This is a genomic window from Maribacter polysaccharolyticus, from assembly GCF_028882255.1.
GTDB classification, from domain to species: Bacteria; Bacteroidota; Bacteroidia; order Flavobacteriales; family Flavobacteriaceae; genus Maribacter_A; species Maribacter_A polysaccharolyticus.
In genome coordinates, this window is record NZ_JARBUY010000002.1 from 416657 (window position 1) to 442150 (window position 25494).

Here is a 25494-nt window from a genome sequence, read left to right on the forward strand (position 1 = left end):
AGCATCATTATGGAAGAAAAGACAACGCTTAGGACGGTAGAGAAAGAAAAGGGAAAGGTCTTCAAGGGCCTAAGGTTTTTACTTGATGCCTTAAATGAGGTATTGATTGAAAATGATGAAGTAGAGATAGCAAAATCCATACCCTGGATCAATGAAGATCAAAAAGAGGAAATAGCGATCACCCCCAAAACCTTACAATTGTATTCATTGGTTTTTCAGTTGGTGAACATGGTGGAAATCAATAATGCCGTACAGAACCGAAGGGCCTTGGAAGAAGCCGATCTGGCTGGGGTTAAAGGGTTATGGGCATCGAACCTTAAAGATTTGAAAACCGCAGGGATGAAGGAGGAGGATATCATTCCGGTTTTAAAAGAAATATCCATAGAACCGGTACTGACCGCCCACCCTACTGAGGCAAAAAGGGCTACGGTTTTGGAGCATCATCGCGAATTATATTTGCTTTTGGTCAAAATGGAGAATACCATGTATTCCCAACATGAAAAGGTAAATATCAGGAACACCATAAAATTGGCTTTATACCGCCTATGGAAGACGGGGGAAATATATTTGGAAAAGCCGGATGTGGAATCCGAATTGCGGAATATTGTCCACTATCTGGTAAATGTATTTCCGGAAGTCATTCCCATTGTGGATCAACGGTTGGAACAGGCTGCACAAATATTGGGGCTTGATAAGGGCGCTATCCAAAGTAATCATGCCTATCCCCAAATTACCTTTGGGAATTGGGTCGGGGGTGATCGTGACGGGCATCCTTTGGTGACTGCGGAGGTAACCCAAAAAACCTTATTGCATTTAAGGCTCAATGCCTTTGTGGTCATTAGTAGAAATTTGAACCAATTGGTGCGGCGCCTAAGTTTAAGCCTACCCTTGGAAAGTTGCTCTGAAACCTATCAGAATCGGGTTCAGGAGATGGTATCCGAATTGGGCAATCGGGGAATCCATGTATTGGAGCGAAATGTGGGGGAGGCCTTTCGACAAATGATCTCTTTGATGCTTGCAAAATTACCTGTGGATACGGAACGTGGGCATACCACAAAGTTATCCGATACCCAAGGGGCTTATATACACTCTTCCCAATTACGTTCGGATTTAAGGTTGTTGCAAAAGGAATTATTGGGTTTTGGGGCAAAGTCATTGGCCTATGAGGATATTACGTCTGCCTTGCGTATTGTAGAGGTGTTCGGTTTTCATCTTGCTGCCTTGGATATTCGTCAAAATAGTACGTTTCATGATAAGGCCATAGGGCAACTTTTGAAGGCGGCCCATTGGGAAGAAAGTTCTTTCATAGATTGGGACGAGGAAAAAAGAGTCGCTTTTTTATTGGAAGAGTTGCAACATGCCAGACCGTTTGTACATGTGAAAGTGCCGCTCGAAAGTGAAGCGAAGGCCGTTATGGAGTGTTACCGCACCATTGAGGAACATACGGCGACCTATGGTTTTAACTGTATTGGGTCGTTTATTGTGAGCATGACACGTTCTTTCTCCGACTTAATGGCCGTATATCTTTTGGCGAAGGAAGCCGGACTAACGTTTATGTCTGATGATGGTTTGGTCTCAAAAATACATGTTGTGCCCTTGTTGGAAACCATCGAGGATTTGGAGAATGGGCCTGTTATCCTAACGGAGTATTTTTCAAACCCTATTGTTCAGCGATCCTTAAAATATCAGCAAGAGCAACTCGGACTGTCCAAACCCATGCAACAGATCATGATCGGGTATAGCGATAGTAATAAGGATGGAGGTATCATGGCCAGTAATTGGCATTTGTACAAGACCCAATACGAATTGGCCCAACTGGGTGAGGAATTCAATGTCGATATACGATTTTTCCATGGTAAGGGCGGATCTATAAGTAGGGGTTCCGGGCCAACGGATTTCTTCATCAAAGCACTTCCTTTTAAGTCGCCCAACGGTAATCTTAGGTTAACGGAGCAAGGGGAGACCATAGCACAGAAATATGCTAATAAGGTTAATGCTGCTTTTAACCTTGAATTATTGGTGGCCAATACCCTGAGCAAAACATTGTTGGATAAGAAGAATGAACGTACGTATCACGATAAGGCGGAAATAATTGAATGGCTGTCCTTGGAAAGTAAAAAGCAATATACCGATCTTATTAATTCGGAAGGCTTTATTGAATATTTTAGGGCTGCAACCCCAATAGATGCCATTGAAACCAGTAAAATCGGTTCCCGCCCATCCAAAAGAACGGGAGCGAATACGTTGGCCGATTTAAGGGCCATTCCCTGGGTGTTCTCCTGGAGCCAGTCTGGCTATCATATGACCAGTTGGTACGGATTGGGTTCCGCGCTCAAAAAATTGAAATCCGAACGGCCTAACGAATATCAAGAGTTGAAACACTCCCTGGAAACCGATGCTTTCTTACAGTATGTGTTTACCAATGTCGATAGTAGTCTTGTTGCCACCGATGAGAAGACCATGAAATTGTATTCGGAAATGGTGCAGAACAGTGCCTTGAGAGATCGGTTTGTTTCGAAATTTTTGGGAGAATTGAAATTGATGCACGATCACATGGACGACCTCACGGGGAAGCCCATAGAGGAAAGGAGACAGGACCTATACCATTCCACCCAATTAAGGGCGCCGTTGATGGACAGTTTACATAAAAAACAAATTGAGCTATTGGGGAAATGGCGTGTGGAAAAATCGGAAAACCCCGAGGCTGCCCAAAAAACCCAAATAGAGCTTATGCTTACCATCAATGCGATAGCAGGGGCAATCCGTAATACGGGTTGATTTGTGATCGATATTGGATGGATGAACATAAAAAGCAATCGATTCCATTCACTGGATACCCGAAAAGGGCAACAGGGTAGGGTAGGTGTTTTTCCGTGATGTTCCATCACTCAGGATGGCCTGCCATTCGATGTGATGGGGCCTTGCCTAAATAGGTTTTAGGAGGTATTGGGGGTCAGGAAAATCTAAAGGGATGTCGTTTAAGTCTATTCCTTGGCGTACTTTACCCGGTCACCAACTTCGAGCAACCATTTTTTCGATAAACCGGCATTGATCTCCAGTGCGTATTTCACGGGTACTTGGGAAGGAAGGGATGTTTCGTCAAAGGGTTTGGCATTTTCCTGAAAACTGGCGATTTTCAAATTCTCATCGATAAAGATAATATCCAAACCGAATTCGGTGTTTTTCATGTGGAAATAATGCTGTCTAACATCGGGGAAAATAAATAACATTCCCCGGTCCTGCGCCATGCTTTTTCGATACATTAGTCCGGTTTCGGTCTCATAATCGGTTTCGGCAATCTCAATGTCCAAAGTGGTAAGTACGGAATCGGTTTGGGCTTTATAAATGGTCAACGTGCCTTCTTTGGTAAAGGCTATTTTTTCTGTTTTTATCGTTTTTTTTGGTGCTTCCTTACAGGCGACAAGCATCAGGAAAGAACTTAAAAACAGAAGTATCGACCTGCTGTGTTTTTTCATCGTTTATAGATTGGGAAACCGGTTTAATTGCACATTACGATTGTTTAGAGCTAGGCCTTAGCATAAAATAAAGGCCTATGATGATAAAAGGGATGCTCAACCATTGCCCTGTGGATAAAAGGCCCAACGATTCCTCGAAACCACCCTGGCTTTTCTTTACGTACTCCACAAAGAAACGAATGGTCCAAAGTACGACCAAGAAGAGTCCGAACAGGTATCCTAACTTGTCTTTTTTGTCGGATTTCCAATATAGGAAATACAATAGGATAAAAAGGAAAATATAGCAAACCCCCTCATATAATTGGGCGGGATGCCTATACGGAATCTGGTTAAGGTATTCAGCGAATTCGGCCTTATGCGCAATGGCATCATAAGCTGCATTGACGGTCTTTTCCTTGGTGATGGCCAATGCTTTCTGCGGGTGCATATCATCGGAATCCCTTATGAATTTAGTGGCGAAGATGAATGATTCGTCGGTCACCTTACCGTTGATTTCCGAATTGAAAAAATTCCCAAGGCGAACACAAAATGCCCCTATGGAGACGGGAATGACAATACGGTCCAAAATCCATAATAGCTTGAATTCGGGAAATTTTCTGGTATATAAATACATGCCAATAATCACCCCAATGGCCGCACCATGACTGGCCAGCCCCGTAAAACCCGTAAATTCGTAACCATTGATGATCCCGAAAAGACTGCTATCGGCACTCTCGCGAATAGGCAATAGTATTTCTGCGATATGGTTTTTGTAATAGGGCCAATCATAGAAAATAACGTGGCCCAGGCGCGCACCCAACATGGTTGCCAAAACGGTATAGATAAACAGGGAATCGAGTTGTTCGATTGACTTTTTTTCGTTCGAAAAAATTCGTTTCATAATGAACCAACCCATCGCAAAAGCGATAATCCACAATAAATTGTAATACTTTATCTGAAGGAAGCCGATTTTGAACAATGTTTCATTCGGATTCCAAATAAGGCCTAAAAAGTGCATATGTAAAATTTGAAAGGCTAAGATAAGTATTTAGTGGAAAGTACTGGGTATTCGGGCATCGGTATTTATCCATTTCGGGTACATAGTAAAATGTAGATGGCCATGGGGAATTCAGGGCACGGGGTCGTAGCCTTTGCCACCCCATGGATGACAACTGAATATCCGTTTCAAAGCTAGCCATCCGCCCTTGAACAAGCCGTGTTTTTGTAAGGCCTCCACAGTATATTGGGAGCAGGTGGGCGAGTATCTACAGGTGGCCGGGGTATAGGGGGAAATCGCATATTGGTAAAAACGCACCAATAGTACGAAAGGGGCAATCAATATTTTCTTGATGTTGATTTTCGATGCCATACCCTTAGGTGATCGTATTTTGAATTGCCGAATGTGTTCAGGAGACACTGAAAGTAGTCCCTTCCTTCCCGTCTTTAAGTTGGATCCCCATTGCCGCCAATTGGTCTCTGATCTTGTCGGAAGTTGCAAAGTCCTTATTACTGCGAGCTTCATTACGCAATTGTATCAAAAGCTCTACAACCCCTTGTAGCTTATTGGTATCGTGATTGCTTTCCGATTTATGTTCCAAGCCCAACACATCGCAGATGAAGTCGGTCATGGTTTTCAGTAATAGGGCCTTATCGGGAGCGCTGATCTTTTCTTTACCTTCTTTGATCAGATTAATGTGCTTTACGGCTTCAAAGAGATGGGCGATAAGAATCGGGGTGTTAAAGTCGTCGTTCATGGCGTCATAACACTTTTGTCGCCATTCCCGAATATCGAAGTCGGAGGTTTCGCCCGGTTCCAGGTCTTTAAGGTTGTCAAAGGCATCCATAAGTCTGTGGTATCCTTTCTCCGAGGCCAAAAGAGCATCGTTGCTAAGGTCCAAAATGCTGGTATAATGCGCCTGCATCATAAAAAACCGTACTACCGGAGGGGTAAACGGTTTACTTAGGATATCATTCTCTCCGGAGAACATCTCACCGGGAAGTATATTGTTCCCTGTGGATTTTGCCATTTTCTTACCGTTCATCGTAAGCATATTGGCATGCATCCAATAATTTACCGGCGAATGTCCATTACTGGCTTCGGCCTGGGCGATTTCACATTCATGGTGCGGGAATTTCAAATCCATTCCCCCTCCGTGAATGTCAAAGGTCTCTCCAAGATATTTGGTACTCATGGCAGTGCACTCCAAGTGCCAACCGGGAAAACCATCTCCCCAAGGTGAGGGCCAACGCATGATATGTTGGGGTTCTGCTTTTTTCCAAAGTGCGAAATCCTGGGGATTTTTTTTCTCACTCTGTGCGGCCAATTCACGGGTATTGGCGATCATATCCTCCAATTTTCTCCCGCTCAGTTTTCCGTATTCGTATTGCTCGTTGAATTTCTTCACATCGAAATATACCGAGCCGTTCACTTCATAGGCGTACCCTTTTTCAAGGATGTCCTTGATGATGGCCAGTTGTTCGATTATATGTCCTGTGGCTGTAGGCTCTATACTTGGTGGTAAAAAATTGAATTGATCCAATATGTAGTGGAAGTCCACCGTATACCGTTGAACGACCTCCATGGGTTCGATCTTTTCCAATCTCGCCTTTTTTGCAATCTTGTCCTCACCGGTATCCGCATCATCTTCCAAATGTCCGGCATCGGTGATATTACGTACATAACGCACTTTGTAGCCTAAATGCCGTAAGTATCGGAAAATCATATCAAACGACATAAAGGTCCTGCAGTTTCCCAAATGCACATTGCTATAGACCGTAGGGCCACAGACATACATGCCTACATGGCCTTCGTTGATAGGTTTGAATATTTCCTTTTTACCGGTTAGGGAATTTGTGATCTTGAGGGTTTGTTCCTGGTACAATTGCATTCTTAAGGAAGACGGTTAAAACTTTGTTTCTAGATTTAAATATTCCAAAAATTCGCTTCGGAGGGCTTCATTTTTGAATTTACCCCCGTATTCCGCGGTAACGGTACTACTTTCAATATCCCTTATACCCCTAGAGTTTACACATAAATGCTTGGCATCGATGACACAAGCCACATCCTCGGTGTTCAATACCCTTTGAAGTTCCCGAACGACCTGAATGGTCAAGCGTTCCTGAACTTGTGGCCTTTTTGCATAATAATCGACGATTCGGTTCATTTTCGAAAGTCCGACCACCGTTCCATTGGAAATATAAGCCACATGGGCCCTTCCGATAATGGGCAATAGGTGGTGCTCACAGGTAGAATACAGGGTGATGTTCTTTTCGACCAACATTTCCCCATATTTGTATTTATTGTCGAATGTAGAGGAGTTCGGTTTTTTTTGGGGATCCAGACCACTGAAAATTTCTTTTACGAACATTTTAGCGACCCGGTTTGGGGTGCCCATGAGACTGTCGTCATCCAAATCAAGTCCCAAAGTGAGCATTATCTCACGAACGTTGGCCTTAATCCGTTTTATCTTTTCATCATCACTTAATACGAACGCATCATCACGTAATGGAGTGTCCTCGGCAGAAGAAACATGATCATTTCCCATTTCTTCGAATTGCTCTTCCAATGTGCTGTCAAATTTCATTTAAAAAAACTTTAAAGAAGGGCAAAGATATACATTATATGGCACTTTATGGTTTAATTGACTGAATACACAACATAAATTAGTGTTAAGGAAGGCCATATATTATTTTCATATTCAATTAGTTCAAGCTACCGATGAAGCATAAGGGCATTTGGTTTTTTTTCTTCTTCATTTTCGGGGGGTATTTGGCGTGTGCCCAGATTGCCTCCGATTGTGGTAATGCCGTGCCTATATGCAATAATACCCCGGTTAACGGAGGCACGTTCGGATATGGGGCTGATGATTTCGGTGGGGCCACTGTCACGGGCTGTTTGGAGGCAACGACCACGGGGGCTATAGAATCGAATTCCGCTTGGTATCGGTTTCGGACCGGGGCATCGGGTCAATTGGGTTTTAATATCGGTGCCGATACTTCTGAAGATTGGGACTTCGCCTTATATAAGACCAGTGATTGCAATACGCTGGGGGAGCCTGTTCGTTGCAACTTTTATGATAATAGGGATGGGAATGCCTTTATCGGGGTTGGGGAAGATCCAACGGGATCATTGTACAACGTACAATATGAAGATTGGCTTCAAGTTGAGCCTGGGGAGGATTATTATTTGTTGGTCAATAATTTCAGTAACAGTAATTCCGGATTTTCCATACAGTTTTCAGGAAATATATTCATTACAAACCCTTATGATGCCTTGGACTGCTCCATTATAAGTAATTTGTTGGGGCCTCCCGTTGCGGCCTGTGAAAATGATACCGTAATCCTCGATGCGACGACGACTTCGGCAATAACATACGATTGGTATATTAATGATGGTTCCGGTTTCCAATCCCTGATCGGGGAACATGATCCCTTACTTGGGGTTAATTCCAGTGGCACCTACAGGGTCAATGTTTCAATGCCTGATGGGAGTTCTATTGTGAGTGATGTGCAAGTATACTATTCGGCCCTACCCGTTACGTATCCTTTGACCGATGAATTCCTGTGTTCCGGGGCAGTGATCTATGATCTTTCGGTAAAGGACGAAGAGGTTTTGGGCGGACAAGATCCAACGGAATATAACGTCAGTTACCACGATTCAATGGTCGATGCCATGAGTGGGGCAAATGCCTTGCCCGAAATGTTGGAAGCGGGAACGGGTACACAAACCATATATGCCCGGGTTTCTTCCATAATGAATCCCGGTTGTTTTGATGCTTCCCAATATTTTGAACTGACCTATATCGAAACCCCGGTAATGGATTTCGAGACCGAGGTTTTTATTTGTGAAGAAAACTCCGGGATGATCATAGGCGAAACTTCCAATCAAAATCCCAACTATACCTATGTCTGGGATACTGGGGAGAATACCTCTAGGCTTGAGGTGTTCCAAGCAGGTACGTACACGCTTACCGCGACGAATTCGCAAGACGGGATGACGTGTAGCGATTCACGGACTGTAATCGTTACGACCTCGATAACCCCGGATATCACCGATATCGTAATCGAGGATTTACAGGCCGATAATAAAGTGACTGTTTTTACCGATGATACTTCGCGTGTTGAGTTCCGATTGGATGATGGGGAGTACCAAACATCCAATGTTTTCGATAACGTGTTACCGGGAGTGCATACCGTTACCGTAAATGATACCAATGGCTGTGGCACGGTCACTGAAGAGATCGTCGTGGTGGGATTTCCCAAATTCTTCACACCAAATGGGGATGGCACGAATGATTATTGGTACATGACCGAGATTTCCGAACTTGAAAATCCTGTCGTACAGATTTATGACCGATTTGGTAAATTGGTAAAAGTGCTTGATGAAGATAACCTAGGGTGGGATGGGCGTTTTAATGGAAACCCAATGCCTTCGTCGGATTACTGGTTTAAATTGAGTTATACCGATTCGAGTGGTGCACGGTCTTTTGCCAAACACATCAATAATCATTTTGCGCTAAAAAGATAATGGCAGGCATCTTGGGCTTAGGGATGTATTTTATCGATTAACGGCTTAAAATTCCGACAAAATATAATAAAATGGGGGCGTGCGAGTTATACTAAATGTTACCGGTATAATGTTAGCCCCATTTTCTATGCGAACACTGATTCTTGTTTTTTGTTGTTTGTTTCTGGTCATCAATGGAATAAATGCCCAGAACTCTGGCGATTGTAGAACTGCGATTCCGGTTTGTGCCGACGGTCAACCCATTATGCCTTCTGTGGATGGTGGCGGGGATGTCGATGATTTCGACCCCGATTATGTTCGGCAAAGTGGTTGTTTGGAAAAAGGAAGTAATATTTCCGCCAATTTAGAAAACAACACCTCTTGGTTCGTTTTTAGGGCAGGTACCGGGGGGCAGGTAGGTTTTGATATAGAGGCATTGACCGCTACTGCGGAATGGGATTTTGCGGTTTATGGTCCTTTTGACGAATCCAGTGGCCAAAATTTCTGTTCTATTATCGGGGATGGTACTACCGAACCCATTCGATGCAATTACGAAGTAAACGATACCGATTTTACGGGTATAGGCGTGAATCCTGAAAATGGGGTCGAAGGTGGCCCTTTTGTAAAGGGAAGCCAGAATACCTATGACGAATGGTTGGAGGTCCTCCCAGGGGAAATCTATTACATATTCATCAATAATTACAATACGAATTTTGATGGGGATCCCGAGTTGTTTTCATTGACCTTTACCGGGAGTTCGGTCGATGCCGATCAGGATAATGCATTGGATTGTACCTTGCGTGATGAATTTTTAGGATTGGATATCGTGGCCTGTGAAGGGGATCCCGACATAACCTTAAGTGCCCTTAATTCACCCGCTGGATCGGATATAGACCGTGTGGAATGGTCAGTGGATTATGATGATGACGGTACCATAGACGATGATACCCTGACAGGGAGGGGCACCTATGGTGCGGAGTATGTGGTGACCAGCCCTAATTCGGGTCGTTATTTTGCTGAAATCACAACCGCCTCCGGAAGTCCGGCTACAGTCGTGGATGATGGGGGTGTCCTGATAACGTTTTACACCATACCGGTCTTGGATGAAGTGATCATCCTCGATGATCTATCGGATAGCAATACTATTGAGGTCGTGGTCGATGGCATCGGAAACTATGAATACGCCATTAATGGTGGGGAATTTCAAGAAGACCCTGTTTTTTATGATGTGCCCCCGGGAATCAATTCGGTGATCATAAATGATTTGAATGGATGTGGGACCAGTGATCCCATAGACTTTTTGGTGGTAGGGTATCCAAAGTTCTTTACCCCTAATAATGATGGGTACCATGATTATTGGAATGTTTTGGGAATAGAGACCCTGATCGATCCTGTGGTGCATGTCTTTGATCGTTATGGTAAATTGATCAAGCAATTGGATGCTACGACGATCGGATGGGATGGCACGTATAACGGGAAGGCCATGCCTTCATCGGATTATTGGTTTAAAATGGTATACTCCCGGGACGAAGATGGCATAGTGGTGGCAAGAACCTTACGCACCCATTTCACCTTGAAAAGATAAAGTAAGATAAAGAATAAGCAAAAAAGGCCTGAGAGCACAGTCAGGGCCTTTTTTGATTTTGTAAATCCCTTTAAAAGTTCAAGGTGTAACTTAAGGTCGCATTCGTATTTTTCTTGTTGATAAGTGCCGGTGTGGTTACCCCGGTATCGAACAACTGTAAATTGTAATCGCGTTCGGTCCTGTTGATTGCGAAATCCAAACGACTTCCTCCAAAGTTATATCCGATTCCCCCGGAATAAGCATTTAAATCGCCGATATTGTTACCATCGGCATACGGACTCTGTTCAAAACGGTATCCTGCCCTTAGGCTTAGGTGGCCAATTCTGTATTCCCCGCCCAATCGCATAGAGGAAACCCCGTTCAGTTCGTTCGCAATTTCGGAATTGACGACTGAAAAGCTAGCGTCACCCGTTGGCCTTAGCTCGGCCTGGGACATGTCCTGATAGTCATAATCAAAACTCAATAGTCCGTCCCTGCCAAAAACCAAAGCGATGCTACCTGTCAATTTAGCCGGGGTCTTAATGGTGTATTCCTCGAATAAATTGATGATGTCATGGTTGATATAGTTGATTTCGCTATCCGCCAGATCGGAATCGATTTGTTGTGAAAGATCATCTGTTAATTGATACCAAGTAGGGGACTGGTAGCTACCCCCAATCCGAATATTTTGATTCACCTTGGCTATGGCCCCCAAATTGAATGAGAACCCGGAACCTTCGGTATGTAGGAAGTTTGAAAAATAGGTTTGTTGAATAGGGGAGGAAGCATCATAGCCCGTTTCCCGAAATTCATCAAATTGATCGTAGAATACCGTATGGAAATTCAGCGAAGCCCCAAGGTAAAGGTTGTCTTGGTACTGTGAGGCAAAGTTTATATTGAATTTTCCGTTGTAGCCTGAAGTGTATCGGGAAAAAACCTGGTCAACGGCGCTATAAACCGTGTTACTGGTATATTCCGTGGCGGTTTCCTCATCTTCTATGGGGTCTAAAATGCCCCCGTAATATCCTAAAAAGGCCTGTTGGTCGGCAAAACCTTGAAACGCGCCAATATCCAAATACGCATTTTCGATATATTCCCCATTCTGTAAAAGAATAGAGCCGAACGGCACCCCATCGGCATAATTCAAAAAGTAATTATCAATGCCTTGATTGCTGGTTCCCGAAATCCTGAATTCATCTTCAAAGCTCTGTACTAAATCATAATTGACGGCAATGGCGATTTTCTTCCAGTTGCTATCGGTCCTGCTTTTGAAAATGAATACCCCCCCTACTTGGTTTATTTTCAAGTCGTTTTCATTGGCATTTCTCAAGGTTCCAAAATAGGTCGCTGCATTATCGGTTTGGTAATTCGTCCCTGAAATGGTAAACTGACTGTTGTTGAACACTGCGGAACTTGCCGGGTTGATGTTCAGGGCTGAGAGGTCGCCCCCCAGGGCTCCGAAAGCTCCACCCATGCCTTGGAATCGGGCTGTTCCCTGAAGGTTTTCCTGACTATAGCGTAATACATCATTAATGTTCTGGGCACTGGCCATGGTGCATGCCATCAGCACTATGAAAGTTAGATATCGTTTCATTGGAATTGATTTTTTTCAGAATTTATTTTATCGCATTAATTTCTTCTTCCGCTACTACTGGAAGACCTTGATGATGATCGTGCTGATGATGACCTGGACGAACTTGAGGAACTTGAACTGCGGTAACTACTGCTTCGTGAACTGGAGTTGCCCGAAGATTTATAACTACGGGTCCTGGGAGCCGTGCTTCGGTACGATTGGGAACTCCTTGTACTGCTGCCAGAACTTCTATATGAGCGTGAAGTTCCAGTTCGGCTACCCGAGCTTTTATAGGTTGAGCTTCTTGGGGTAGAACTCCTGTTATAGTACGAACTGGATCTGGAAGTGGAATTGTATCTAGGTGTCGCCCTTGTACTTCTGCTTGTGCGATAGGCCCTGTTTACGTCTACCCCTACGGCCCTACGTGATGTGGAACTGCTTCTATAAGTACCGGTACTTCTTGCGGTACTGCTACTTCGGACACCGCTTGTTCTTGCCGTGGTACTGCTGCTTCTATAGCGTGGGGAAGCACTTCTGGTATTTACATTGGATCGTGCGCTTAAATTTCGGGAAGCATTGACTCCTGCGACGCCATAAGTATTGTAGTATCCGCGTCTACTTCTGTTCAGGGCATAATTCCTGGGGCCATATCGCAGAAAAGGTCTATTGTAATATCTATTGCCGTAATAGCCATATCCGAAACCGTAATTCCAACCATATCCAAATCGGCCACCCCAACCCCAATAGTTCCAAGCCCATGGGTTATAGTATCCACCCCATCCATAATAACCGTAATAGCCGCCATAGCCCCAGTTGTTCCATAGCCAAGGATCATTGAATCCCCAACCATAGTAACCGCCATAACCCCAATTATTGCCATAGATGTTGATGCTGACGTCCGTGGAGTTATCTCCCCATCCGCCATAACCTACATAGTCATTTTCAGGTTGATAGTAGTCTGTCAAGTCTTCACTTTGGGGAATGCTGTCGTATGCCGATTCGCTGGAGTATCCATCAATGTCGGTAAAGACCTCACTGTCTAATATCTCACCATATTCATCGGCCTTTTGGCCAAAATAATCTTGGTAGGGGTCCGTGCTTTTTTCCTGCTCAACCTGTTGGGGAGCCCTTTCGACTACCCTTACGTTATCGCTTTCATAAATGCCATCATTATCATAGTAAGAGGCTTGCTGGTACGAACCACAGGAAACTGCCAAAATGCCCAAAAGGACAAAAAGGGATCCGGTTCGAATCTTGGAGAAGGGTTGAGCGTATATCATGGCGTCAATTTTTATTGTTGAACATGCTAAATTTAGTTAGTTTTGCCGAACTATTATAGTTTTATATAATTAACACAAGTTTTGTGCCAAACTACGCGTAATGGGTAAAAAATTGACTAAGAGAAGTGAGGACTATTCCAAATGGTATAACGAGCTCGTTGTAAAAGCTGATTTAGCTGAAAACTCGGGGGTTAGGGGCTGTATGGTCATTAAGCCTTATGGGTTTGCCATTTGGGAAAAGATGCAGGCGGCATTGGATAAGATGTTCAAGGAAACCGGACATGAAAATGCGTATTTTCCTTTGTTCATTCCCAAGTCATACCTAAGTAAGGAGGCCAGTCATGTTGAGGGATTTGCAAAGGAATGTGCGGTGGTTACGCATTATCGATTGAAAAATGCGGAAGATGGCAGTGGCATCATCGTAGATGAGGATGCGAAATTGGAGGAAGAATTGATCGTAAGGCCAACGTCGGAAACCATTATTTGGGACACCTATAGAAAGTGGATACAATCGTATCGCGATTTACCGTTGTTGATCAATCAGTGGGCCAACGTAGTACGTTGGGAAATGCGTACACGACTTTTCTTAAGGACGGCGGAGTTTTTATGGCAAGAAGGCCATACGGCCCATGCTACCGAAAAGGAGGCTATTGAAGAGGCGGAACGGATGATGAACGTGTATGCCGAGTTTGCCGAGGACTACATGGCCGTACCGGTGATCAAGGGGTTGAAAACGGAAAGTGAACGGTTCGCAGGGGCCATAGAGACCTATTGTATCGAGGCATTGATGCAAGATGGTAAGGCGCTGCAAGCGGGGACATCCCATTTTTTAGGACAGAATTTTGCCAAGGCTTTTGATGTGAAATTCGCGAACAAGGAAGGTAAACAAGAATATGTTTGGGCAACCTCTTGGGGAGTTTCCACGCGCTTGATGGGGGCATTGGTCATGACCCATAGCGATGACAATGGTCTGGTGTTGCCACCCAAATTGGCGCCCATACAAGTGGTTATCGTTCCTATTTATAAAGGTCTTGATCAATTGGATGCCATTTCGGGGAAAGTAGATCCTTTGGTTAAGGAATTACGGGCCAAAGGCATTTCGGTCAAATATGACAATAGGGATACCCATAAACCAGGGTTTAAATTCAATGAATACGAATTGAAAGGGGTTCCTGTACGTTTGGCCATTGGCCAACGGGATATGGAAAACGGTACTTATGAGGTAGCACGCCGTGATACACTCGAAAAGGAAACCGTACCTATGGATCAGGTGGTCTCCAAAATCGAATTCCTTATGGAGGATATCCAAAAGAATGTATTCGCCAAGGCATTTGATTACAGAAAGGAACATATTACCGAAGTTGATACCTATGCGGAGTTCAAAAAAGTTCTGGAAGAAAAGGGAGGGTTTATTGCAGCCCATTGGGACGGTTCAATAGCCACAGAGGATAAAATCAAAGAAGAGACCAAGGCGACGATCCGTTGCATCCCTTTGGATGGCGATACCGAAGAGGGCCGTTGTATGGTTACCGGGGAGCCTTCTCGCCGTAGGGTTTTGTTCGCTAAAGCCTATTAATGATCCCATGGACTTTAAACCTAGATCGTAAATTCGTTTTTTTGGGTGGTAAGCGTTTATTTTTGTGTGTTGAAATACTTAAATTCGTAATTCGGTAAAAAAAATATGTACAGGTGTTGCGATAGTAAAAAATAATTGTATTTTTGCATCCGCATTTTGTGCAGAGTAATGGTCCGTTCGTCTAGGGGTTAGGACGCCAGGTTTTCATCCTGGTAACAGGGGTTCGATTCCCCTACGGACTACAAGAGTTATTTGAAAAGCATTGGGGGTTGATTTAGAATTAGGTTATTCCCGATAGTAAGGTCCGTTCGTCTAGGGGTTAGGACGCCAGGTTTTCATCCTGGTAACAGGGGTTCGATTCCCCTACGGACTACCAAGTATAAAGGCAATTGTCTTAAAAACATTAATTAAAAAGAAGATGGCAAATCACAAGTCAGCATTAAAGAGAATCAGAAGAAACGAAGCGGTACGTTTACGCAACAGGTATCAGCATAAAACTACCCGTAACGCTATTAAGAAGTTACGTGGTGAAGAGAACAAGGAAGATGCTGCAAAATTGTTACCAGAGGTGGTTAGTATGATCGATAGGTTGGCAAAACGCAACATTATCCATACCAACAAAGCGGCTAACTTAAAAAGTAAGTTGGCAAAGCACGTTGCAGCCTTGTAGTCTTTGTTTTTAAAATGTATTTAAAAAGCCCAGATGGTCATCCGTCTGGGCTTTTTTGGTTTACTTGGTATACAGTCGAGTAGGGCCTTCGCATTCGAAGGAAACCGATCGTCATACTTAAGTACATTAAAGCGATCAAAAAGTGCTGTATCTTTCTAATGTGCAATTTTTGGAATAGCCCATAATCCATTTGACCAATGATTAAAAAGAAGGGGTAAAACGGATAAAATACAAGCAGGCCGATACCGATCCATATTAGGATGTCTGAATTTTTATTGGTTCTAATACTTGGTTTTTTCTGTGCCAAATAGAAAATTATACAGATTATGAGTACCATTGACCCCACCGATGATGCCCAAATTTGGGCAAAAACAAAGAAATCCTGAAAAAAGGGATTGATAATACTACTCAGGATAAACAACAGGCTACCTAAAAAAACCATTCTCTTGGATTTTTGATCCGTGATGGTATTCCAAAAGACATAATAAAAGTAAAGGAAAAATATGATGTCGAAAATATTGTATATCAGGTTGTTGTATTCGTGAAAGCCTTCGGTGTAAACGATTTGTATGTCATTATTGTTCCAAATTAAATATCCCAGTACCTCATTAATCAAGGTATAACCGATCAAAATCGGAAAGTATTTCAGAATGGTGTGGTAATACCACCGATAACTATAGATAGAGGCTATAAGCGCCAAGGCATAAAAAAACAGGAAATAGGTATTCAGTAATAAACCATTCAGCGCTAAAGTCATACAATTCATGATTCAAGGATTTTAAATAAGTCGGTACGGTCTCTTAGGGATAAATCGTGGAATAAAACAAGGGAATAGGGCTACGGTCGATGAAAATTCATTTGTTGAAGGTCGCCCTACGTAACCAGGATGATCAATAATAGCTTGGAACAAACCGGATTCCCGAAACGAATATCGTATTAGGGGCGATGATCATGGTTGTCTTATGGGTAGGGTTGCTTATTTTAAGGTGGACTATGGGTAATAGGGAACATTGTTAACGCAAGAAACCAGACTACTGGAAAAAACATCCAGTAGTGGTCACTGTTCAAAAACTTTAGGGTTTCTCGCATCATGGTATGGGGATTACCCGAAATTTCTTCTTCTTCCTTTTAAGAAACCGGTGATGAACAGGGAATACATAACAACAATAAGTACTCTGAGAACGGTTCTCAAGTTAAATTTTTTCCAGATATCATAATCCCAATAACCGATGATGAAAATGAAAGGAAATATGGTGTAGAAAATGATAAGCCCAATACTTATCCAAAAAACGAGGTTTTTGGGTTGGTATATCGTTCCTTTATCCCGCTTTTTCTCAATAAAATACAGGGCAACACAAAATAGGAGTACCCAAGACCCCAATGCGTGTGCGTAATAGAAGTCGGTGTCAAAGGGATTTTGAAATACGCAGCTGACAACATAGATCAATAAAATGGTGATCGACATCCTTTGGATCCATTGCTTATACCTTTCATTGGAGATTAATTTCCAATACACCCTATAGAAAAACCCAAAAAAGAAGAGCGAAAAGATATTGTATAGGATGAAATTATATTCGCTGTATTCCAAATTGTTGAATAATGAGAAATCGGGATAGTTCCTTATGATCACCCCCAATAATTCATTCAGGAAAGTGTATGCGATAAGGATTGGAAAAAATCTTAAGACAGTATCGAAATAGCGGTTATACCGGGCAATACTCCCAATGAATGTCAAAAAATATACTGGGATAAAATAATTTTCGGTCAATAAATCAAAAATCTCTTCTATCATGATTATTGAAAATCAGTTTTAGGAGGAGGTCCTGATCCACCATAGTTAAGGGTTAGGCTTTTACTTTCTTGTAGGTTCGCATCCATCGGGGCATTTGCAGGAACAAACCCTGCATAGGCTTTGTTTTCAGAATTGGTATATACCCCCATCCCTTTTTCCATTTGGGTTTTCCAATTGGAGATGAGTTCCGCTTTCCCGTCGGAACCGATGAAGAATCCGTAGTTCACACCTTCCATGTCCAAGGTCGGTAACATGAAAATCGAATTTTGTCGCTTGTGAACGACCTTTTTGCCGTTGGGGAATTCATCTTTATCGGGGTAATTGGCAAAATAAAGACGTAGTTTGGTTACTTTTTTTACTCCGGCTTTTTTTGCTTCCTGGTCTACATAGGCGATATAGTTTTTTAAGGAATCATAATCAAAATCCACAAAGCGGGAGGCTTCGAAGTTTTCCTGCGGTGCCCTTTCCTGTGTTTCATAACGTTCGATTACGGCAGCCCTATGTTTGGAATAGTTGGTGTAAATTGAATCGGCTTGTTCCAGTGAAATGATATTGGCTGGGGCCTTGATCTCTTGGGAGGCCTTTTCATCCGGGGCTTTTTCTTCTTCTTTCCCCTTTTTTTCTGCACAACTGTTAAAACTGGATACCAATAATATAAGCACCAAGAAACGGAACAAGGATTTATTTGTTTGGGTCATGATTAGGATATTTAGGTTATAAAATGTGCCTGCAAAAACTTTGGGGGAGAAAGGGTTTTGCTTGATAAAGATATTAAATTTTAACTAACGGCAAGGAAAGACTTTCGGAGGGGACTAATGGGTATATGCCGAGGAAGGTTTTGTAAAAAAAAATCCCTTTGGTCTAGACCAAAGGGATTTCAATGTGTTATTTGCTTTAAATGACTATTGGTTCATGGTCATTAAGAACTCATCGTTGTTCTTGGTTTGCTTAATGCGTTGTTCAATGAATTCCATGGCTTCGATAGGATTCATATCCGCTAAGTATTTGCGCAAGATCCACATACGTTGAATCGTACTTTCATCCAAAAGAAGATCGTCCCTACGGGTACTTGATGAGGTAAGGTCGATAGCCGGGAATATCCTTCGGTTACTGATCTTACGGTCTAACTGAAGTTCCATGTTACCGGTTCCTTTGAATTCCTCAAAGATGACCTCGTCCATTTTTGAACCTGTATCGGTCAAGGCCGTGGCAATGATCGATAATGATCCGCCGCCTTCAATATTACGGGCAGCCCCAAAGAATCGTTTGGGTTTATGTAAGGCGTTGGCATCCACACCACCACTCAATACTTTTCCGGAAGCCGGCTGTACGGTGTTATAGGCTCTTGCCAACCTTGTAATGGAATCCAGTAGGATGACCACATCATGGCCGCATTCGACCAAGCGCTTGGCTTTTTCGAGAACGATATTGGCTACACGAACGTGCTCGGTCGCCTCTTTGTCAAAAGTGGAGGCGATGACCTCCCCTTGTACATTGCGTTGCATATCGGTAACCTCTTCAGGTCGTTCATCAATAAGTAATACGATCAAATAGACCTCGGGGTGGTTGGCCGCTATGGCATTCGCAACATCTTTCAATAGCATCGTCTTTCCTGTTTTTGGCTGGGAGACGATCATACCTCTTTGTCCTTTTCCTATTGGGGAGAACAAGTCGATAATACGTGTCGAAATACTGCTTTGGCGTTCCGATAAATTGAATTTTTCCTGAGGGAACAAAGGCGTCAAATGTTCAAAGGATACCCGGTCACGTACGACTTGTGGGTCAATACCGTTTATTTTGTTCACTTTGATCAGTGGAAAATACTTTTCGCCTTCTTTAGGCGGACGCACATTGCCCAAAACGGTATCCCCGGTCTTAAGTCCGAACAACCTGATCTGTGATTGTGAGACATAGATATCGTCGGGTGATGAAAGGTAATTGTAATCGGAAGATCGTAAGAATCCGTAACCATCCTGCATGATGTCGAGTACCCCTTCACTGGCTATGATACTATCGAATTCAAATTCGGGTTCCTTATAGCGGTTTTTTAAATCCTTGTCGAAATTACTATTCCGTTTATCTTGCCCACTTTTTTGGTGGGGCTGTTTTTTAGGATTCGGGTTTTTGTGTGGTTGGGGGCCTTTTTTGGGATTTTGTCCCGTGTTGGCTCTGGGGTTGGGCCTTTTTGTTTCGGTCTGCGTTTTTGTTGCAGGGGTTTCGGGCTGTGTTTTCGTTGTTGGGGTTTCCGGAGCGGCAGTGGCTTCCGGTTTATTGTTTTCCGGTTTGGTTGCTTTGGTATTTTTTACAGGTGCGACCCGGGTCCTTTTGGGACGCTCTTTCTGCTTTTTCACTTCGGGTTCCCCTTCAGGTTTTTTTTCTTCGGTTGGAGCTAAGGCAATTTCTTCAGTAGCTTTTGGATTTGCGGCCTGTACATCCAAAATTTGATAAACAAGGTCCAACTTTTTCAGTGATTTGAATTTAGGTACTTTCAAACCTTTTGCGATTTCCTGCAATTCAGGAAGCTTTTTCGATTTTAAATCTGAAATCTCAAACATTAAGTGTGATATAAATTATACGTCTTTAGACAAAATTAAGAAGTGTATCGTTATTTGGGTTTACTAGGGGAAGAATCCCCGTTATGGTAAGTGATATAACTAATAACGCAACAATATTACAAATTATTTTCATTAATTCAGGGATATTTTTTAAAAGACATGTATTTTTGCCCTTTAAATTCGTTATTCGAGCAATGATTCAAAGAATACAGACCATTTATCTTGTTATTGTCGCCTTGTTGGGTGGTGTGGCACCTTTTCTGGCTTACCTTTGGTTGGATGCAAAAGGAAAAGAATTTTTTGCCCAAAACGATATTTTGGTATCTTTGGTCTTTTATGGGTCCGGTAGCTTGGCCTTGATTGCCATTTTTTTGTATAAGAAACGACAAAATCAATTTGTGATGAACAGGTTGAACATGATATTGAATCTTTTTTTACTAGGATTTTTCGTTTACCGATCGCTAAACTTATCCGGAGAAACCTTGGTTTCTGAGAAGGGTATTGGGATGTTGATTCCTGTATTTTCTATCGTTTTTTTGGTCCTTGCCAATAGGGCTATCAAAAAGGATGAGGATCTTGTAAAATCTGTTGATCGTTTGCGTTAAGCCTAACATCTTAGTAGTATTAGTGCGTAAACCCTGATGGAAGCATCAGGGTTTTTTATGCTTTCAAGGGAAGTAAAAGGAAGATGGTCCCTTGGGATTTTATCGTTTGCCCAATTCAATGACTTCCAAATCCTTGATCTCTTTCCCGTCGATTGTAAAGCGTAACAGGGTGCGTACCTGATGGAAACCGTGTTTTCCACAGGCCCCGGGGTTCATATGGAGTACCCCCAATTTCTTATCCATCATCACCTTGAGGATATGGGAATGGCCACTGATGAACAATTTGGGGGGATTTGCTTTTATCTCCTTATAAACCAAACCATTGTATTTGGGCGGGTAGCCTCCTATATGTGTTATCCAAACATCCACCCCTTCACAATGGAAACGCTGGTGTAGGGGAAATTCTTTTTGGATCATATGATCGTCGATATTGCCATAAACCCCCCGAATTGGTTTTAGGGCTTCAATTTGATCGGTAACCTTTAAGCTACCGATATCTCCCGCATGCCATACCTCGTCGGCCTGACGCACATATTTCAATATCGAATCATCCATATGGCCATGGGTGTCGGACAATAAAAGAATTTTGGTCATAAAACTTAAATTAAGCTTAAAAATAAAGGAATTGGATCTCTTTTTAGAAGGAACAAAGTATCTTTGGAATCCACAAAAATAGGCGATTCACTTGAGATATTTTATCGTTTTTTCATACTTCGGTAAGTCGTACCATGGCTGGCAAAACCAACCCAATGCCATCACGGTACAGGAAGTAATGGAAGATGCCATGTCCAAGTTGCTTCGGGAAAAAATAGCCTTGGTCGGTGCGGGCAGGACGGATGCCGGGGTGCATGCCAGGCAAATGTACGCCCATTTCGATCATGAAGGGGAAATCGATGCCGATGGTTTCATTTATCGGTTGAATGCTTTTTTGCCTCAGGATATTGCCGTTTGTGAACTGATACCGGTAGCAAACAGTGCCCATGCAAGATTCGATGCCATTGAGCGTACCTATGAATATTGGGTCGTTCAGAAGAAAGATCCTTTTCATTGGCACACGGCCCACTATGTAAAACATCCCCTTGATGTGGAGGCGATGAACGATGCCGCCAAGTTATTGTTGGACCATAGTGATTTTGAATGTTTTTCAAAATCGAATACCGATGTGCATACCTATTTATGTGATGTAAGAAAGGCGGAATGGACCGCGGCTTCCGATAAGTTGGTTTTTACGATCACCGCCGATCGTTTTCTTCGCAATATGGTCAGGGCCGTGGTGGGTACACTCATGGATGTCGGGGTTGGGAAAACCGATGTGGATCATGTGGCCCGGATCCTCAACAGTAAGAACAGGTCCTTGGCAGGGCCATCAGTGCCTGCAAAAGGATTATATTTGACCAAAATTATTTACCCAGAACCATTACGTAAAATATGAGTAAAGATTCAGGAAAAGCATTTGATACCGGTTTGTTCAAACGTTTAATGGCGTTTACCAAGCCCTATAAGCTTACTTTTTACGGGGTGGCCCTTTCCGCGATCTTACTTTCTGCATTTGCGGTAATGACACCGTATTTATTGCGCATGCTCATCGATGAGGCCATTATTCCGGCCAAAGCCGATAAACTGCTTTTACTTTCAGTGATCATGTTGGTGGTGTTACTGTTCCAGGTCACTTTTCAGTTGCTTTTCAATTATTATGCGAATTGGTTGGGGGAGTCGGTGATCAAGGATGTCCGTATTCGGCTGTTTCGGCATATGTTGGGTTTTAAAATGACCTATTTCGACAACTCGTCCTTGGGGGTTTTGGTTACCCGGGCCGTGGCCGATATGCAGCGTATTGGTGAAATCTTCAGTCAGGGCTTTTTCGTGATCATTGCCGATTTATTGAAAATGGTGGCAGCGGCCGCATTGATGGTTTATCTGAATTGGAAGCTGGCGTTGATCGTTTTTTCATTGCTGCCGATCATTCTCTATGCCACACGATTGTTCCAAAAGGCGATGAAGGTGGCCTTTATTGAGGTTAGGGCCCAAGTAGCCAATTTAAATTCCTTTGTCCAGGAAAGGATCGCGGGAATGAAAGTCGTTCAATTGTTTACCCGCGAAAAAATCGAGAGTGAAAAATTCCGGGAAATCAATGAAAAGCATAAGTTGGCCTGGTTAAAAACGGTATGGTACAACTCCATCTTTTTCCCTGTGGCTGAAATCGTCGGTTCTTTGGCCATTGGATTGGTGGTTTGGTACGGCGGACTCTTGAATGTAGCCAATATTTCAGATGGGGAGGCGGGTACCATTTTTGCCTATATCCTTTGTATCGAGATGCTTTTTAGGCCATTAAGGCAGATTGCCGATAAGTTCAATACCTTACAAATGGGTATGGTGGCGGCCAATAGGGTGTTTTTGATCTTGGACACCAAAAGCAAGATGGAGGATTTTGGATCCCATGGGGAGGCCGATGTACGGGGTGATATTGAATTTACCGATGTGCATTTTGGTTACACCCGGGACGAGGAAGTGCTTCATGGGATATCATTTCGGGCCAAGGCCGGGGAAACCATTGCCATTGTAGGGGCTACCGGTGCCGGGAAATCAACGATAATCAATCTGCTGAACCGTTTTTATGAAATTGATTCGGGGCGGATATTGATTGATGGTGTCGATAGTAAGGACTATAAGTTGGCCGAGCTGCGTTCCCATATTGCCGTGGTCTTACAGGATGTCTTTCTTTTTGCCGATACCATTTTAAACAATATTACCTTAAAGAATGAACATATAGGCCTCAATGAGGTTAGAGCGGCGGCCAAGGAGATCGGGGTAGATGAGTTTATCGAAAGCCTTCCGGGCAGTTATGGGTTCAATGTAAAGGAGCGGGGCTCCATGTTATCCAGTGGGCAACGTCAATTGATCGCCTTTCTAAGGGCTTATGTGAGTAATCCCAGTATCTTGATCTTGGATGAGGCGACTTCTTCGGTCGATACCTATTCCGAACGTCTGATCCAATGTGCCACCGATAAGATCACGGAAGGTAGGACATCCATTATCATCGCACATCGCTTGGCGACCATTAAAAAGGCCGATAGGATATTGGTGATGGAATCCGGTAAGATCGTCGAATCGGGAACCCACAGCGAACTCCTGAAAAAAGGCGGTTATTACAACAAACTTTATGAGGCCCAATTCGTGGCAGAGGAAGCGGTTTAGGACAGGTCTTCCTTGATAAGGTTGCTTAATTCGGCATAGTCACTGAACATAACGAATTCCCCATTTTTAAAATAGGAGATGTTTCCGGTTTCCTCACTGACCACTATGGCTAGGGCATCGGTTCTTTCGGTAATGCCCACTGCGGCCCTATGGCGCAATCCGAACCGAAGGGGAATACTGCGCTCATTCGATACCGGAAGGATCACACGGGTGGCCACCACATAATTGTCCTCGATCACGACGGCACCATCATGTAACGGACTGTTTTTAAAGAAAATACTCCGCAACAAGGGCTTATTGACCTCTGCATACATGCTATCCCCGGAAGATTTAATGAAATCAAGCGAATTATTTCGTTTGATGATGATTATCGCTCCGGTTTTGGTCCGTCCCATGACCTCACAGGCATCCAAAATGGCATCCACATCGATATTCGTTTTGACCCCATCGGGCCTTAAAAAACGAAACCGGCGAATGAAATTCCGCTTGTTGGCTAAATTCGTGGATCCCACCATAAGCAAGAATTTCCGGATCTCTTGTTGAAAAACGATGATCAGGGCAATAAGGCCTACCTGCATAAAGCCCCCCAACATACTACTGATCATTTCCATACGCAGCAATTCGGTAAGTTTCCAAAACCCCCAAATGATGACGATCCCAATGAAAATATTTATCGCTACAGATCCCCGAACAAGTTTGTAGATGTAATATAGCAGTACGGCGACTAAGAAAATGTCGAGAATATCGGTAATCTTAAAGTCGAGAAAATCCAAAAAATCCAATCCTAGCTTTTTTGTAAAATTAACAAAATTTGATGAACAACGATACCTCTGATGGATTAGTTGAACTGTTGGTTTAATTTAACGCATTCCACAGCGGCGGCCACATCGTGTACCCTTAAGATTTGGGCCCCTTTCTGCAAGGCGACCATATGTAGGGCGGTGGTGCCGTTCAAGGCTTCTTGTGGGGTCTTGTCAAGTACTTTGTATATCATCGATTTTCTACTTATTCCGACTAAAATGGGTAATTCCAAGATGTGGAGTAGATCGGTTTTTTTCAGCAGTTCATAATTCTGTTCCAAAGTTTTACTGAATCCGAACCCGGGATCGATAATGATATCGTTGATGTGATATTCCCTTGCTTTGGCGATCCTTTCTGAGAAATACGCCAATAATTCGGTCATCAGGTCTTTGTAATCGGTATGCTGCTGCATGTTCTGCGGGGTGCCCCGCATGTGCATCATGATGTAAGGGGCCCCGTGTTCGGAAACCACTCGGAACATATCCTCGTCTTGCAGTCCTGCGGAAATATCATTGATGATCGCAGCCCCTTCATTTAAACTGGCCAAGGCTACCTGACTGCGAAAGGTGTCTATCGAAAGTATGGTTTCCGGGAATTCACGTATTATCCGTTGTACCACGGGAATCATTCGCGACATTTCCTCTTCCAAAGATACCGGGGCAGCCCCCGGTCGGGAACTGTAGGCGCCTACATCGATAAAGGTGGCTCCCTCTTCCAACATTTTTTCGACTTGGCCCAAAATCTCGGGTTCATTCCTGTATTTTCCCCCGTCAAAAAATGAATCCGGGGTAAGGTTGAGAATGCCCATTATTTTGGGGGTAGACAAATCGATAAGCTTTCCGTTACAGTTCAAGGTCATACAACTCAATTTAGATGCAAAGTTGCCCCTCTAAAGTTTGATAAACCAACTTTAAAACACGAA

General features: G+C 43.3%; 22 protein-coding genes and 2 tRNA genes. 10 read left to right on the forward strand and 14 right to left on the reverse strand.

The annotated features are described in order from the left end of the window. Nucleotides 1-9: 9 nt before the first annotated feature. Nucleotides 10-2778: a phosphoenolpyruvate carboxylase gene (locus PHU20_RS07725; protein WP_274824780.1), complete on the forward strand. Its 2769-nt coding sequence runs from the start codon at nucleotides 10-12 to the stop codon at nucleotides 2776-2778. A 206-nt stretch (nucleotides 2779-2984) separates the two neighbouring features. On the opposite strand, the gene PHU20_RS07730 is transcribed toward PHU20_RS07725, so the two are convergent. The 5 genes from PHU20_RS07730 to folE all read right to left on the reverse strand — a co-directional run bounded on the left by PHU20_RS07730 (nucleotide 2985) and on the right by folE (nucleotide 7039). Further along, nucleotides 2985-3476, reverse strand: a complete 492-nt coding sequence (locus tag PHU20_RS07730; protein WP_274824781.1) for a DUF192 domain-containing protein — start codon at nucleotides 3474-3476, stop codon at nucleotides 2985-2987. Between the two features lie 34 nt (nucleotides 3477-3510). Continuing rightward, complete coding sequence (gene lgt, locus PHU20_RS07735; protein WP_274824782.1) at nucleotides 3511-4473, reverse strand: prolipoprotein diacylglyceryl transferase; 963 nt, start codon at nucleotides 4471-4473, stop codon at nucleotides 3511-3513. Nucleotides 4474-4584: 111 nt separating this feature from the next. Further along, nucleotides 4585-4824 (reverse strand): membrane protein insertion efficiency factor YidD, encoded by a 240-nt coding sequence (gene yidD, locus PHU20_RS07740; protein ID WP_274824783.1) that lies wholly within the window; start codon nucleotides 4822-4824, stop codon nucleotides 4585-4587. A 37-nt stretch (nucleotides 4825-4861) separates the two neighbouring features. After that, nucleotides 4862-6343 (reverse strand): cysteine--tRNA ligase, encoded by a 1482-nt coding sequence (cysS, locus tag PHU20_RS07745; RefSeq protein WP_274824784.1) that lies wholly within the window; start codon nucleotides 6341-6343, stop codon nucleotides 4862-4864. Between the two features lie 15 nt (nucleotides 6344-6358). Further along, nucleotides 6359-7039: a GTP cyclohydrolase I FolE gene (gene folE, locus PHU20_RS07750; protein ID WP_274824785.1), complete on the reverse strand. Its 681-nt coding sequence runs from the start codon at nucleotides 7037-7039 to the stop codon at nucleotides 6359-6361. Between the two features lie 134 nt (nucleotides 7040-7173). On the opposite strand from folE, the gene PHU20_RS07755 reads away from it, so the two are divergent. Together PHU20_RS07755 and PHU20_RS07760 are read left to right on the forward strand one after the other, a co-directional pair. Next, nucleotides 7174-8982: a T9SS type B sorting domain-containing protein gene (locus tag PHU20_RS07755; protein ID WP_274824786.1), complete on the forward strand. Its 1809-nt coding sequence runs from the start codon at nucleotides 7174-7176 to the stop codon at nucleotides 8980-8982. Between the two features lie 127 nt (nucleotides 8983-9109). After that, on the forward strand, nucleotides 9110-10546 hold the full coding sequence (locus tag PHU20_RS07760) for a T9SS type B sorting domain-containing protein (protein ID WP_274824787.1): 1437 nt from the start codon (nucleotides 9110-9112) through the stop codon (nucleotides 10544-10546). Between the two features lie 70 nt (nucleotides 10547-10616). On the opposite strand, the gene PHU20_RS07765 is transcribed toward PHU20_RS07760, so the two are convergent. Next, nucleotides 10617-12119, reverse strand: coding sequence for an OmpP1/FadL family transporter (locus tag PHU20_RS07765; protein WP_274824788.1), 1503 nt, complete (start codon nucleotides 12117-12119; stop codon nucleotides 10617-10619). Nucleotides 12120-12154: 35 nt separating this feature from the next. Further along, a complete protein-coding gene (locus PHU20_RS07770; protein WP_274824789.1) occupies nucleotides 12155-13378 on the reverse strand; it encodes a hypothetical protein in 1224 nt (407 codons plus the stop codon). Between the two features lie 100 nt (nucleotides 13379-13478). Here PHU20_RS07770 and proS point away from each other — a divergent pair, with 100 nt between their 5' ends. From proS to rpsT, 4 genes are all read left to right on the forward strand, one after another. Then, nucleotides 13479-14954, forward strand: a complete 1476-nt coding sequence (gene proS, locus PHU20_RS07775) for a proline--tRNA ligase (protein WP_274824790.1) — start codon at nucleotides 13479-13481, stop codon at nucleotides 14952-14954. A gap of 170 nt (nucleotides 14955-15124) precedes the next feature. Beyond that, nucleotides 15125-15196: transfer RNA gene (locus tag PHU20_RS07780), tRNA-Glu, on the forward strand. A 59-nt stretch (nucleotides 15197-15255) separates the two neighbouring features. After that, nucleotides 15256-15330: transfer RNA gene (locus PHU20_RS07785), tRNA-Glu, on the forward strand. A gap of 42 nt (nucleotides 15331-15372) precedes the next feature. Continuing rightward, on the forward strand, nucleotides 15373-15624 hold the full coding sequence (gene rpsT / locus PHU20_RS07790) for a 30S ribosomal protein S20 (RefSeq protein WP_274824791.1): 252 nt from the start codon (nucleotides 15373-15375) through the stop codon (nucleotides 15622-15624). Nucleotides 15625-15661: 37 nt separating this feature from the next. On the opposite strand, the gene PHU20_RS07795 is transcribed toward rpsT, so the two are convergent. From PHU20_RS07795 to rho, 4 genes are all read right to left on the reverse strand, one after another. Beyond that, the gene (locus PHU20_RS07795) at nucleotides 15662-16390 is read right to left on the reverse strand and encodes a hypothetical protein (protein ID WP_274824792.1); all 729 of its coding nucleotides are present in this window, start codon (nucleotides 16388-16390) and stop codon (nucleotides 15662-15664) included. A gap of 336 nt (nucleotides 16391-16726) precedes the next feature. Beyond that, the gene (locus PHU20_RS07800) at nucleotides 16727-17416 is read right to left on the reverse strand and encodes a hypothetical protein (protein ID WP_274824793.1); all 690 of its coding nucleotides are present in this window, start codon (nucleotides 17414-17416) and stop codon (nucleotides 16727-16729) included. A 2-nt stretch (nucleotides 17417-17418) separates the two neighbouring features. Next, nucleotides 17419-18114, reverse strand: a complete 696-nt coding sequence (locus PHU20_RS07805) for a hypothetical protein (RefSeq protein WP_274824794.1) — start codon at nucleotides 18112-18114, stop codon at nucleotides 17419-17421. Between the two features lie 204 nt (nucleotides 18115-18318). Next, nucleotides 18319-19971: a transcription termination factor Rho gene (gene rho / locus PHU20_RS07810; protein ID WP_274824795.1), complete on the reverse strand. Its 1653-nt coding sequence runs from the start codon at nucleotides 19969-19971 to the stop codon at nucleotides 18319-18321. A 194-nt stretch (nucleotides 19972-20165) separates the two neighbouring features. On the opposite strand from rho, the gene PHU20_RS07815 reads away from it, so the two are divergent. Further along, nucleotides 20166-20576, forward strand: a complete 411-nt coding sequence (locus tag PHU20_RS07815) for a DUF4293 domain-containing protein (RefSeq protein ID WP_274824796.1) — start codon at nucleotides 20166-20168, stop codon at nucleotides 20574-20576. Between the two features lie 99 nt (nucleotides 20577-20675). On the opposite strand, the gene PHU20_RS07820 is transcribed toward PHU20_RS07815, so the two are convergent. Further along, on the reverse strand, nucleotides 20676-21170 hold the full coding sequence (locus tag PHU20_RS07820) for a metallophosphoesterase family protein (protein WP_274824797.1): 495 nt from the start codon (nucleotides 21168-21170) through the stop codon (nucleotides 20676-20678). Nucleotides 21171-21261: 91 nt separating this feature from the next. On the opposite strand from PHU20_RS07820, the gene truA reads away from it, so the two are divergent. Both truA and PHU20_RS07830 read left to right on the forward strand, forming a co-directional pair. Next, the gene (gene truA / locus PHU20_RS07825; RefSeq protein ID WP_274824798.1) at nucleotides 21262-22008 is read left to right on the forward strand and encodes a tRNA pseudouridine(38-40) synthase TruA; all 747 of its coding nucleotides are present in this window, start codon (nucleotides 21262-21264) and stop codon (nucleotides 22006-22008) included. Continuing rightward, nucleotides 22005-23771 carry an ABC transporter ATP-binding protein gene (locus PHU20_RS07830; RefSeq protein WP_274824799.1) on the forward strand — a complete coding sequence of 589 codons (1767 nt, stop codon included), beginning with the start codon at nucleotides 22005-22007 and terminating at the stop codon, nucleotides 23769-23771. Before truA ends, PHU20_RS07830 begins: the two co-directional genes overlap by 4 nt. Here the strand turns inward: PHU20_RS07830 and cdaA are convergent. Then, complete coding sequence (cdaA, locus tag PHU20_RS07835) at nucleotides 23768-24553, reverse strand: diadenylate cyclase CdaA (RefSeq protein WP_274824800.1); 786 nt, start codon at nucleotides 24551-24553, stop codon at nucleotides 23768-23770. The two genes, PHU20_RS07830 and cdaA, sit on opposite strands and share 4 nt — an antisense overlap. 56 nt (nucleotides 24554-24609) lie before the next feature. Next, nucleotides 24610-25431 (reverse strand): dihydropteroate synthase, encoded by an 822-nt coding sequence (gene folP, locus PHU20_RS07840; protein ID WP_274824801.1) that lies wholly within the window; start codon nucleotides 25429-25431, stop codon nucleotides 24610-24612. Between the last annotated feature and the right edge of the window lie 63 nt (nucleotides 25432-25494).